General features: G+C 64.9%; 11 protein-coding genes and 1 pseudogene. 2 read left to right on the forward strand and 10 right to left on the reverse strand.

The genetic code is table 11. The features are described from left to right. Positions 1-5: 5 nt before the first annotated feature. The 10 genes and pseudogenes from VGL40_00295 to VGL40_00340 form a co-directional block, all read right to left on the reverse strand. The gene (locus VGL40_00295) at positions 6-1,118 is read right to left on the reverse strand and encodes an FAD-binding protein (protein ID HEY3313714.1); all 1,113 of its coding nucleotides are present in this window, start codon (positions 1,116-1,118) and stop codon (positions 6-8) included. Then, positions 1,119-1,895 (reverse strand): hypothetical protein, encoded by a 777-nt coding sequence (locus VGL40_00300; GenBank protein HEY3313715.1) that lies wholly within the window; start codon positions 1,893-1,895, stop codon positions 1,119-1,121. Then, positions 1,892-3,040, reverse strand: a complete 1,149-nt coding sequence (locus VGL40_00305; protein HEY3313716.1) for an acyl-CoA dehydrogenase family protein — start codon at positions 3,038-3,040, stop codon at positions 1,892-1,894. The genes VGL40_00300 and VGL40_00305 overlap by 4 nt, the downstream gene beginning before the upstream one ends. Positions 3,041-3,053: 13 nt before the next feature. Then, positions 3,054-3,842 carry an enoyl-CoA hydratase-related protein gene (locus VGL40_00310; protein HEY3313717.1) on the reverse strand — a complete coding sequence of 263 codons (789 nt, stop codon included), beginning with the start codon at positions 3,840-3,842 and terminating at the stop codon, positions 3,054-3,056. Between the two features lie 33 nt (positions 3,843-3,875). Next, entirely contained in the window at positions 3,876-4,205 is a 330-nt protein-coding gene (locus tag VGL40_00315; protein HEY3313718.1) for a 3-hydroxyacyl-CoA dehydrogenase family protein, read from the reverse strand. Between the two features lie 12 nt (positions 4,206-4,217). Beyond that, entirely contained in the window at positions 4,218-5,069 is an 852-nt protein-coding gene (locus tag VGL40_00320) for a 3-hydroxyacyl-CoA dehydrogenase family protein (protein HEY3313719.1), read from the reverse strand. A gap of 30 nt (positions 5,070-5,099) precedes the next feature. Further along, a complete protein-coding gene (locus tag VGL40_00325; GenBank protein HEY3313720.1) occupies positions 5,100-6,287 on the reverse strand; it encodes a thiolase family protein in 1,188 nt (395 codons plus the stop codon). A 309-nt stretch (positions 6,288-6,596) separates the two neighbouring features. Continuing rightward, positions 6,597-7,772 carry a molybdopterin-guanine dinucleotide biosynthesis protein MobB gene (locus tag VGL40_00330; protein HEY3313721.1) on the reverse strand — a complete coding sequence of 392 codons (1,176 nt, stop codon included), beginning with the start codon at positions 7,770-7,772 and terminating at the stop codon, positions 6,597-6,599. Positions 7,773-7,829: 57 nt separating this feature from the next. After that, entirely contained in the window at positions 7,830-8,828 is a 999-nt protein-coding gene (locus VGL40_00335; protein HEY3313722.1) for a dipeptide ABC transporter ATP-binding protein, read from the reverse strand. 107 nt (positions 8,829-8,935) lie between these two features. Continuing rightward, a pseudogene (locus VGL40_00340) lies at positions 8,936-9,176 on the reverse strand (hypothetical protein). A 372-nt stretch (positions 9,177-9,548) separates the two neighbouring features. Between VGL40_00340 and VGL40_00345 the strand changes: the two are divergent. Together VGL40_00345 and VGL40_00350 are read left to right on the forward strand one after the other, a co-directional pair. After that, complete coding sequence (locus VGL40_00345) at positions 9,549-11,000, forward strand: CBS domain-containing protein (GenBank protein ID HEY3313723.1); 1,452 nt, start codon at positions 9,549-9,551, stop codon at positions 10,998-11,000. Between the two features lie 1,412 nt (positions 11,001-12,412). Then, positions 12,413-12,562 (forward strand): transposase (locus VGL40_00350; protein HEY3313724.1); only part of this gene is annotated, 150 nt, incomplete at its 3' end.

Raw genomic sequence — 12,562 nt, forward strand, 5'->3', positions numbered from 1 at the left:
CCAAGTCAGCCCCTGAGCATGGCCTCGAGGACCGCCGCTGGGTCCTGGGCGACGATGAAGTCGGCGACGCTGAGGAGCCCGACGTCAGCCTTGTCGACCACGGCCACCACGACCCTGGCCTTGGCGATGGCCGCGTTGTGGGTCGTCGAGCCGTCAATCCCGAAAGCCAGGTAGAGGTGCGGATAGATGGGGCCGGCCGAGGAGTCGACGAGTTGGGTCGGCTTGGCCCAACCGAGGTCGACCGCCTCCTTGCTCGCCCCGACCACTCCGCCGAGACGGTCGGCCAGCGACTGAAGCTTGGCGAAATTCCCGGCCGAGCCGAGGCCGGGGCCCCCGGCCACGACCACGCGGGCCTGGGCCAGTGGGACCTCCCGGCGGGTCGGCTCACGGGAGACCGGTTCGAGGTCCCGCCGCTTGGCCCCGGGCAGTTCCAGGGTCCTGACCTGCCCCCGCCGGGCGCTGTCGCGCCCGACCGCCGAGAAAGCCACCGGGTCGAGGGAGAAGACGGTCGTCTTACCGGACGGGGTGATCCGCGTCCGGAAGCGACCGGAGTAAACGGGACGATTGGCGTCGACGACCTTTTCGCCGTAGGCGGGCATCAGTTCGTCGGCCAGGGAGACATAGGCCGAACCGGCGGCGGCGGCCACCCTTGGCAGGACCCGCATGGTCTCGGCACCGGCCAGCCCGTAAAGGGCCGAGGGGGCCTCCTTGAGGACCGCCTCGATCAGCAGTCCGGCCGGATCGGCCGGGCCCTTGAGGACGACGACCTCGTCGGCGCCGGCGGCGAAGAGACGGGACGGGTCGGCGGGCTCAGCGGTGACTATGGCGGAGACGGTCGTCCCCTGCTCGTCGGCGACCGGGCGGACCGCCGTGACGGCCGCCGGGGACGAGCCCTCGGGGACGTAGACCCACAGCCCGCCGGCCTTGGCCCCGGCCCCCTCCCCGGCCATCTCGATGGCCCCCGGCTGACAGGCTGGGACGCAGGCCCCGCACTCGACGCAGCTCTCGGCGAAGACGGCCTTCCCGTCGACGACGTCGACCGCGAAGAAGGCGCAAGCCTGAAGGCACAGGCCGCAGCCGTTGCACTTCTCCGGAACGAGCTTGAGCTTCTCCGGCAACTAGACCACCCGCCTTTCCCGCAGGCGGCCCAGGAGGATCTGGACCGACTCAGCCACGTTCGAGCCGGTAATGGGTTCCCTGGCTCGGCGTTTCTGTTCGTTGGAAACGACCCCGCGGGCCTTCACAACCGGGGCTCGCGGGGAGACCTCGACGGTCTCGATGGGGGCCTTCATCGCCTTGGCCGCGGCCAGCATGTTGGGCTTGCCGGGGGCCGGCGCGGCCGGTCCGACGGTGACCACCGCCGGCCCTTCGATCCTGTAAGTGACCAGAGCATCGTCTTCCCAAGCCTGGACGGTCAGGCCGCCGGCCCCGCCCTCGAGGGAGCGGGCCCCGGTGACGCACGGTACCCCGAGCAGTTCGGCCAGCATCGGGCCGACCGCCCCGCGGCCGTACTCGGCCGAGGCCTGTCCGCAGAAGACCAGGACCTTGACGGGTTCGTCACCTGCACCAGGCGCCCCAGCCACCTTGGAGATGACCTCGGCCAAGCCGCCGGCGACGACCAGCGGATCGACGGCCGCCTCGTCGGCCAGGGGCTGAGCGATCCGGAAGGCCCGGTTGGCCCCGAAGGCGAGGGCCTGCCGGAAGACCGACTCGTCGGCGGCCGAGACCCACCCTAGGGCGACGACCTCCTCCGCCCCGGCCTTCTTGGCCATCTCGAGGGCGGCCCGGTCCAGCGCCGGCAGCTCTCGTTGGGCCTCGGAGGTGTCGAGCGCCCCCATCGACCAGAGGATGTTCCAGGTCGAGAAGGCCACCGACAGACAGACAAAGGCCTTCATTTGCCTGACCTCAACAGCTCGCGGGCGATGACCAGCTTCTGAATCTCGTTGGTGCCCTCGTAGATCTTGAGGATCCGGGTATCACGGTAGGCCCGCTCGATCCGGTACTCCTTCATGTAGCCGATCCCGCCGTGGACCTGGACCGCCATGTCGGCCACCTCGCAAGCCATCTCGCTGGCGTAGAGCTTGACCATGGCGGCCTCGCGGGTGACCTTCTGCCCCTGGTCGTACTTCCAGGCGGCGTTGTAGGTCATCAGCCGGGCGGCGTGGATCTTCGTCGCCATGTCCACCAGATACCACTGGATGGCCTGGTTGTTGGCGATCGGCTGCCCGAACTGGACTCGCTGCTGGGACCACTGGATGGACATCTCGAGGAGCTTCTGGGCCCCGCCGACGGCCCCGGCGGCGAGCCCGATCCGGCCGCAGTCAAGGGCCTTCATGGCCGTGACGAAGCCGGCCCCGAACTCGCCGAGGACGTTCTCCGCCGGGACCTCCATGTCTTCGAAAATGAGCTCGGCCGTGTGGGAGCCGCGGAGGCCCATCTTCTGGTCGATCTTGCCGACCTTGAAGCCGGGGAAGTCCTTCTGGACGATGAAGGCGGTGACTCCCCCGCGGGCCCCGAGGGACTTGTCGGTCACCGCGTAGACGACCAGGACGTCGGCGATGTTGCCATTGGTGATCCAGATCTTGCTGCCGTTGATGATGTACTTGTCGCCCTTCCGGACGGCCGTCGTCTGAAGGTTGGCCGCGTCGGAACCGGCGTTCGGTTCGGTCAGGGCGAAGGCGGCGATCTTCTTCCCGGCGCACAGGTCGGGCAGGTATTTCATCTTCTGCTCTTCGGTTCCGCCGAGGTAGATGGACATGCAACCGATGCCGGTGTGGGCCCCGATCAGGTTGCCGAAGGGGGCCGAGCCGCCAATCTCCTCGAGAACCAGGCAGTACCCGAGCTCGCCGATCCCCACCCCGCCGTACTCTTCCGGGAAGGGCAGGCCGAAGAAGCCCATCTCAGCCAGTTCCTTGATGAGTTCGGGCGGGATCTCGTCCTCTTCTTCGATCTTGTCGACGACCGGCAGGATCCGGTCGTTGAAGTAGTCACGCGCCGTGCGGCGCACCATCTCCAGGTCTTCCGGGATGGTGAAATCCACGTCGGTCCCCCCCTTATTTCCCCTTGAACTGCGGCTTCCGCTTCTGGAGGAAAGCGGTGATGCCCTCGACGCCGTCCTCGCTCTTGAAGCACTCGACGGACCCGTTGAACTCGACGTCGAGGCCCTCCTCGATCGAGGCGTCGAGGCCTTGGAAGACGGCCTTCTTGATGGCCGCCATAGCGATCGGGGCCTTGGTCGCCAGCATCCGGCCGACGTTCTTGGCCGTGGTCAGGAGCTCGCTGTCCGGGACGACCTTGTTGACCAGGCCGACCCGCAGGGCGTCCGGGGCCTTGATCATATCTCCCGTCAGGAGAAGCTCCATCGCCTTGGTCTTGCCGATCAGCCGCGGCAGGCGTTGGGTGCCGCCCCAGCCGGGGATGATCCCCAGGTTGATCTCGGGCTGGCCGAAGCGGGCGCTCTCGGCGGCGATCCGGAGATCGCAACCCATTGCCAGCTCGTTACCGCCGCCGAGACAGACCCCGTTGATGGCGGCGATGACCGGTTTGGGGTAGGTCTCGATGTCGGTGAACAGCTTCTGACCGTTGCGGATCTGGGCGAAGGCGGCCTCGCCCGGCTCGCCCTGACCGGCCCCGAAGGAACTGATGTCGGCCCCGGCGACGAAGGTATACTGGCCGGCCCCGGTGATGATGATCACCCGGACCGAGGCGTCGTCGCGGAGTTCCTTGAAGGCCTGGGTCAACTCGCCGATGCACTCCGGGTTCAGGGCGTTGACCGGCGGCCGGTTGATGGTGATGATCGCCAGTGGGGGCTCCTTCTCCAGGATGATCGTGTTGAAAGCCATGGTCTCCCCTCCTTGTGGATGGCGGAGCCGCCGCTATTGCGGAGCGCCGCCGGTGTATTCGTAAAACCCTTTCTGGGTCTTGACCCCGAGGTGGCCCCTGGCGACCAGGTCGCGCAGGCGCGAGGAGATGTAGAAACGGTTCTCCCCGTACTGCTTCTGGAGGCCTTCCATCTTCTGCAGGACGACGTCAAGGCCCATCTGGTCGGCCATGGCGAATGGCCCGGCGGCGTAGCCGGCGCCCGCCCGCATGGCCAGGTCGATGTCCTTCATGCTGGAGATGCCCTCGTCCAGCAGCCGGCAGGCCTCGGCGAAGGCGATCAGCTGGGACCGGTCGAGGATGTTCTGTTCGGCCTTGGGATCCATCGGTCTCCCTCCTTAGCCCGTGTAGTCGAAGAAGCCTTTGCCGGCCTTGGCCCCGAGGTGACCCGCCTTGACCAGTTCGACCAGGTTGTTGGGCGGCGTGAAGCGCTCGCCGTAGGCGGCTTCGAGGGTGCGGGCGGTGTCCAGGGCAATGTCGAGACCCAGCGAGTCGGTCAGGACGAACGGCCCCATCGGCGCCCCGCCCTTGGCCTTCATCAGGTCGTCGATGTCCGAGTAGGGGGTCCCGGTCTCTTCCTGGAACCTGAGGACCTCGGCCATCGAGGCCATCAAGACCCGGTTGACCAGGAACCCGGGGCACTCCTTGACGCGGACCGGCAACTTTCGCAAGCTCTCGGTGAACTCGACGGCCGTGTCCATCGTCTCGTCGCTGGTCTCCCGGCCGGCGATGACCTCGACCAGCTTCATCACGCTGGCTGGGAAGAAGAAGTGGAGACCGACGACCCGCGGCGCCCGCCTGGTCGCCGAGGCCATCTCGCTGATGGACAGGGCCGAGGTGTTGGAGGCGAGGAGGGTCGTCGACGGGCAGACCTGATCCAGCTCGGCGAAGATCTTCTGCTTCATCTCCATCTTCTCGGGGACGGCCTCGATGACGATGTCGACGTCCTTGAACTCCTTGTAGTCGACGGCCGGGACGACCAGCCCGATCTTGGAGTCGGCTTCGCCCTGGCTCATCTTCCCGGACTTGACCCGGCGGTAGTAGATCGACTTGATCCTCTCCAGGCCCTTGTCGACGAACCTCTGCTCGACGTCCTTGAGGACCACGGGCAGGCCGCTGTACGAGATGACCTGGGCGATCTCTGACCCCATCGTCCCGGCCCCGATCACGGCCGCCTTGAAGATGTACACTCATTGACCCCCCTTACCGTCGATTGGGTCTCAGTTCTCCGGCAGCTCAAGAATGACGCTGCCGCCCTGGCCACCGCCGACGCACATCGTCGCCAACCCATACTTGACGCCGCGGCGCCGCATCTCGTAGGTGAGGGTGTTGATCAGGCGCAGCCCGGTGGCCCCGATCGGATGGCCGAGGGCGATCCCGCCGCCGTTGACGTTGGCGATGTCGTTGTTGAAGCCCAGCTCGCGCTGGCAGGCCAGGTACTGGGCGGCGAAGGCCTCGTTCAGCTCGATCAGCCCGATGTCCTTGAGCTCGAGACCGGCCCGCTGGAGGGCGATGCGGGTCGAGTAGACCGGACCGATGCCCATGATCTTCGGGTCGACCCCGGCGAAGCCATAGGACTTGACGTAGGCGAGCGGCTTCTTGCCGAGCTCCCTGGCTTTCTCCTCGCTCATGACGATGACCGCCCCGGCGGCGTCGTTCATCGGGCAGGCGTTGCCCGGGGTGACCGTCCCGTTCTTCTCCCGGAAGATGGTCGGGTAAAGGGCCAGACGTTCGAGGGACAGGCCGGCCTGCGGACCCTCGTCGTTGACGACCAGCTCGGGCTCCCCTCGCTTCTTCGGCACGCTGACCGGGACGATCTCGTCCTTGAACTTCCCCATCCGCTGGGCCATGAAGGCCTTCTTATGCGAAAGGACCGCCCACTCGTCCTGCTCCTGGCGGGAAATGTTGTACCTTTCGGCCAGCCGCTCGGCGGTCTCGCCCATGATCATCTCGGCGAAGGGGTCGATCAGGCCGCACCAAATGGAGTCGTCGAAGGTCGTCGGGCGCAGCCTCAGGCCCCACCTGGCGCCGTAGACCAGGTACGGCGCGCCGGACATCTGCTCGACGCCGGCGGCCAAATAAAGATCACCAGCCCCCGCCTGGATGGCTTGGACAGAGCTGGTGATGGCTTGCAGACCGCTGGCGCAATTCCGTTGGACGCTGAAGGCCGGGGTCTCGATGGGCAGCCCGGCGAAAAGAGCGATCTGGCGGGCGACGTTGGCTTCCTTCGGCGGCATCCCGCCGCAGCCGACAACGACCTCGTCGATCTGGCTTGCTTCGATCTCGGCCCGCTTGATGACTTCCCTGACGGCGACCACCCCGAGCTGGGTGGCGGTCATGTCACGAAAAGCCCCGCCGAAATTGCCGACGGGGGTCCGGCAGGCCGCGGTGATGACGCACTTCTTCATGCCGCGTAGCTCCTCCTCCCAAGTCCGCTTGGAATGAGACGCGCGTCGTGCCTGCTATCGCCCCCCTTTTTTGGACGGGGTTGCAGCTTCAGTTGTAGTGGCGCCGGGTTGAAGAGTGAGGAAATGCGAGTATGTTCAGTCTAGTTTGATGGTAGCACTGCCAGGCAACATTTGTCAACGGGGAACTTTGCAGCCGGAAAATAACTCGCGGGAACGCTGAAGGCCGACCCCTGAGCCTGGCGCCTTACCGGCGCCGGCGGCCGCGGGCCGGCCCTCTGTGGTCGTGGGATCGGGGCGGGAGTCAAACGTCTAGGACGGCCGGCGGCGCAGAGCCCGGCGGTAATCCTCCTCGGAGTTGATGTTGAGAAAGAGGGTCTTCGGGTCGCCGAGGGCCCTCACGCTTTGCTCGGCCAGGACGGATAGGCGGACCGCCGGATAGAAGCTGACCACCCGGCGGCGCCCGGCGGCCATCGCCTCTTCGACGGCCGAATGGCAGGTCCGGGCATAGGCCGCCACCAGCGGTTCATACTCACCCCCGGCGAAGGGCACGGCCGCATCGGCCCCGGCGGCGACGATCGAGCCGACCCTTTCCAAGAGGTCGGCCGGGACCAGCGGCTGGTCGCAGCCCATGAAGACGACGGTGCGGTGCCGGGCGGCCAGGAGCCCGCTGTAGATCCCCCCCAGCGGCCCGTAGCCGGGCATCACGTCGGGCACGACCCGATCGGCATAGGGCCGATAATCATCGGCCTCGCCGGCGACGATGACCACTTCCTCGACCAGGGGGCGCAGCCTGGCGGCCACGTGGGCGATGAGCGGCCGGCCGCCGAAGTCCAGGAGGGCCTTGTTTCGGCCGAGCCTGGTGCTGCGTCCGCCGGCCAGGATGACCCCGCTGAAGGCGGGCTTGGGCCCCCCGGGTCCGGCCAGAGCCAGGTGATCGAAGAACTGGGCCCATCTCGCGGACGACCCGGGGCCGAGGACCGGGATGGCCTGGGGCAGTCCAGGCGGGCGGCTTGCGGCGGCGACCGCCAGGACCCCCGGCGGATAGGACTGCGGGGCGAAGACGGCCCCGCTGAACGGCTTGGCCCGGCCGCCGCGGACGAACACCTTGGGCAGATGAGACTCCCTGAAGCCCTCGACGATGGTCAGGTCGTTTCGCCCAAAGGCCACGACCGCAAGGTCCAGGGCCTGTTCGAGGGGGGATGTGCCGGGCTCGACCGGCCTTTCGGCGGCGCTGGCGGCCGTTCCGGAGGCGACGGCGGCCATGGTCTCCGGGCCCACGAGGACGACTCCGGCCGCGCCGGCCTCGAGGAAGCGGTCGCTATCCCTGGGGGGGCCACCCCGACGGTCGAAGCCGTGGGCGGCGTGCTTGATGACGACAATCCGGCGCCCCCTCCCGGCCAGGCTGGGAAGGACGCCGGAGATCAAGGTTGTCTTGCCGCTTCCGGAACCGCCGACGACGGCAATCGCCGGGACGTATGGCCTCATCTCTTCCTCCCTGATTCAGGGATGCCCGCCGCAAGCCGGCCGGCCCTCTCCCCTCCCCTATTCGTCCGCTCGGTGGCAGGCCACCTGATGACCGGGGGCGAGTTCACGCATGACCGGTTCTTCGACCCGGCAACGGTCGATGGCCAGCCGGCATCGGGTGTGGAAGCGACAACCGGGGGGCGGGTTGATCGGGCTCGGGACGTCACCCTCGAGGACGATTCGCTCCCGATGGTGGCGCGGGTTGGGAATCGGGATCGCCGAAAGCAAGGCTTGGGTGTACGGGTGGAGGGGGTCGGCAAAGAGCTCCGGCTCACTCGCCGTCTCGACCAGCTTGCCGAGGTACATCACCCCGATGTGGTCGCTGATGTGCTTGATCACCGCGAGATCGTGGGCGATGAACAGGTAGGTCAGGCCGAACTTGGCCTGGAGGTCGGCCAAGAGGTTGAGGACCTGCGACTGGATGGAGACATCGAGGGCCGAGACGGGTTCGTCGCAGACGATCAGCTTGGGGTTGAGGGCCAGGGCCCGGGCGACGCCAATCCGCTGGCGCTGTCCGCCGGAGAACTCATGCGGATAGCGCTTGGCGTGGGCCGGGGTCAGGCCGACCACCTTGAGCAGCTCCATGACCCGGTCTTCCTTGTCTTTCCCCCTGGCCACCCCGTGAACGGTCAATGGCTCGCCGACGATCTCGCCGACGGTCATCCGCGGATCCAGGGAACTGTAGGGGTCCTGGAAGATGATCTGCATCTCTCGCCGGAGCCGGCGCAGCTCCTCCCGGCCAAGCTTGAAGATGTCCCGGCCGGCGAACTTGACCGTCCCGGAGGTCGGTTCTTCAAGCCTCAGGACGACCCGCCCGGTGGTCGTCTTGCCGCAACCGGACTCGCCCACCAGCCCCAACGTCTCCCCGCGGCGGATGTCGAAGCTGACCCCGTCGCAGGCCTTCACGAAGGCGACGGCCCGGGATATTATCCCGCCCGTCACCGGGAACCATTTGACCAGGTCGCGGACCTCTACGAGGCTCTCGCCGGAGGTCACGACGGGGCGGGTCTGGGCCACTTAACAGACCCCCTGTCGCTTGGATGGGGCCGCCTTGGATGGGGCCGGGTCCTTTGCCGGTCGGGATTCGCCCATGGGAGGGCCGAATCCTGCCCCGGCGCAAGAGCTCAGCGGCGACGGGACCGCGGGCGACGGGCGGTCGTGTAATGGTCCTTGTCGGACAGCCCGTTGGGGTTGACGAAATGGGAATTCTTGGCCCCGATCAGAGCGGCCGTCCGGTTCATGAGCTCGGCGAAGGCGGGCGTCCCCGACCGTCACCAGGTCGTCGAGGCGACCGACTTCCAGGGCGATGACGGCGGTCAGGGCCTTGGTCGTGCTGGCCGGGTACTCCCGCGCGTCGGGGCGCATCGAATAGAGCCCCTGACCCGTCCGCAGGTCGATGAGGATGGCGCTGCGACGACTGGATGGATGGATGGCCGGAGGAGGGTCCGGCCGGGCGTCTTGGGCATTGGGCTGAATCACCTAGAATTGCCTTTTCGACGCCCACCTGACCTTCCCTTTCCGGTCTGGAAATAAAGGGTGCTGGTAAACGAGCCCATTGAGAGCGGTCCGCCGGGAATAGGCACGCAAATCGCCCTTTTCGACGCACTGGACCTTCCGGTTGTCGAAACTTCCTTGGCCCTTGAGACTGGGAGGTCCAAAAATGGGTAAAAAACCCGGCCCTGTCAGCCGATAACCATAGTGTGGGAGCACGGAAGCCTATCCTTGGGGGGAAGAAACTTGCAGGTTAAAGACCTGGTGGCCACCAATATCCCGGTGATCGCGCCGGACACTCCGGCCTCCGCCGCCGCCGCCAGGCTCACTGAAGCCAAATCCCAGTGCGCTCTGGTCATGTCCGGCGAGCGCTTGGCAGGGTTAGTCTCCGACCAGGAGCTGAGGGCCCTCCTCGCCCGTGGCGGGGTCAACCCGGAGGCCCCGGTCAGCGAGCTGATGGTGCCGGCCAAGAACCTCTCCCTGGTGACCATGGACACTCAGATGGAGCAGGCCGCCGAGATGATCGCCGAACAGAAGGTGGTCGGCCTGCCGGTGGTCGACAAGGACAAGATCGTCGGCGTCCTCACCCGCGACACCGTCCTGTCCTACTTCTCCTGGCAGGAGATCTCCGGGCGAGAGCGGGAGGCCTGGGAGCGCCGGGCGGGGATGATCCTCAAGTCCCTCCATGAGGGACTTATCGTCGTCGACAAGGACCTCGTCATCCGGGAGTACAACGCCGCCGCCGAACGGCTGACCGGCAACAAAGCCGCCGACCGCCTGGGTCAGAAGGCCCGCGTCGTCAGTGTCAATGACTCGCCGATCTTCAAGGTGATGTCCAGCGGTCAACCGATCTACAGCGAAGAGTCCCAGTTGAAGGATGGGCGCTGGTTCCTGGCCAACTATGTCCCGCTGATCGAGAGCGGCGAGGTCACCGGGGTCATTCAGACCTTCAATGATATCAGCGACCAGAAAGAGCTCCAGCGCGAACTCCAATCGGCCCGCGACGAGCTGGACAAGGCCTTCGCCCTGACCCTTCCCAACTCCAAGGTCGAGCACAAGCTGAAGCACTCCCCGGAGTATCGGGATGTCTACCTTCTCCACAGCAAGAAGATAAAAATCACCGAGGTCATCGCCGACGGTTGCTACCAGCACGTGGTCAACTCGATGCGGGTGGCGGCCGACCTCAATGACAAGGGCGTCATGAGCCTCATCGGGATCAACAAGGATACCGTCGTCCAGTCGATCATCTTCCACGACATCGGCAAGAGCCAGCCCCAACTGGCCGTGGGCGACATTGTGGACCCCAAGAAGACCTTCGAGGACGGCTACCTCCACGCGGCCCGCAGCGCCGACATCGCCCAGCACTTCTACAACAAGGACGCCGACGTGGTTCACCTGATCCGCTACCACCATCACGAAGAGAATGTCCTTCCGTCCGACTTCCCGCCGCAACTCTTGCCGATGCACCGGTTGTTGCGAGTAATCGACGGCCTGTCGGCTTGCCTGACCCGGCGGAAGGGGTCGTACCGGCTGGCCGCCGACGGATCACGGTTGATCGTCTCGGAGCACAACGGTCACCCCCAGTTCAACAACGAATGGAGCATCGACTTGTTCACCGGTGAACGGCACATCCTCCAGACCTTCCCGGTCACTGAGGAGAACGGAAATATAGGCACACAGGTGTCCGCCGGCGCTTGACGAAGCGGAAAGCTGCACGAAAAAGACGGCTACCCGTGATGGGGGCCGTCTTTGCTATCCGCGACCAGAACAACGCGTTCTTAATCTTAGCCTCAGATGGGATTGCTTCAACCCGGTTGGGGCTTTGAGTCGTGTTTGTCGGTGACTAGACTCAAAAGGCTGTGATCCCGGGTCCAGCATGATGCCGGTGCCGGTGTGATCCTCCCGGTCGATGCCGGCGTCGCTGCGGCCTGCTCGTTCTCTAAGGGGTAGACCGATGTAGGGACCGCCTGCGAACAGGAGGCAAGACGTTGTCGAAGAGTAGCCATAGAGCGTCAATGCCGAACAGAAACCACCAAGCTCTAGTAGCAATCTTGCCCGCGCGGACAGAACGGTCCCATAAATCCTCTTGATCCTTAACGTTGTATGCCGGATATGTGCCGGAATACTTGCCGAAGACATCCTGCCACTTATATGATGTCCATCTGTCTACCTTGAACCGGATTATACCGTCGGAATAGGTCTTGGTGCCAACATAGTCATACCTAAGAACCCATGCTAATACGAGCGCAATCATGAAGATGATGGGTAGCCACTTAACCCATCTAGCCCCTCTCACCTGATCTTGCCTCCTCCCTGTCTCCAGTCAAACCAAACGGCCCCTTGTGTCGCTGCCTACTCTACCCGATGACTCCCGGCGGGACGACTTCCGAGCCCAAAGCATTGACCCAAGGTCTTCAACACCACGTCTCCAAAGGACCAATACCAGTTGAGGGCGGTTGTCACAAACCTGTCGGCTAGGATAGCAGCACTCTGGGGCGTTGGAAATTCCCACTCGACACCCTTGAACGCGTGGACATGGTTTCGAGAAGTGGTAATCGGTGCGGGACTGTCGACAGTGCATTGGGGGAGTCTACCTATCCAATCTTGAATTAGGGCAGCAAGTCGCTTCCTTCTTTGGCTCAGCGGTGCAAGATCAGATTCTTGTTCTCCCCAGTCAGTTGAAAGCCCGATGGCAAAATCCCCGACCTTTCTATCCGCAACCATTCTGAGAACAAAGCGGTCATTGCCATCGAACGGAGTGGCTCCAAACTGGCAGAACATCGGATTACTCGGTGCTGGCCCCGTTTTGTCCCAGCCCCCGGGGAGGAACCTCCAGCCAGTCAACCTTGGGTCGCGTCTTGCCAGGGATTATACTTCGATCAGCATACCCAGTCGATCTCCTATTGCGCGTCGGCCCTCAAACGCCCTCAAGAACCTCAGTACCTCCATGTCCGACACGGCGTTGCGCGCATCGCTTGTCAGCCAGGGGAAAACGGCTCCCCCGACAGTCTGGCCAACGATGAGTAAGAGAGCCGTGTTTCGTGCCTCTAAGTATAGTGGACCCAGAAAACTAGACACGAAGATGGCCGGTTTTAAGTTACAATCGGGGTATGAGGAAAAAGCACTCGCCTGAGCTGAAAGCCCAGATTGTGCTGGAAATGCTCAAGGAAGAGAAGACGATCACAGAACTGGCCTCCCAGTATGGGCTTCACCCAAACCAGCTCCACCGGTGGCGGAGCCAGGCCTTGAAAAACCTACCC

This window comes from Bacillota bacterium, from assembly GCA_036504675.1.
Classification (GTDB): Bacteria; Bacillota; Sulfobacillia; order JAJYWN01; family JAJZPE01; genus DASXUT01.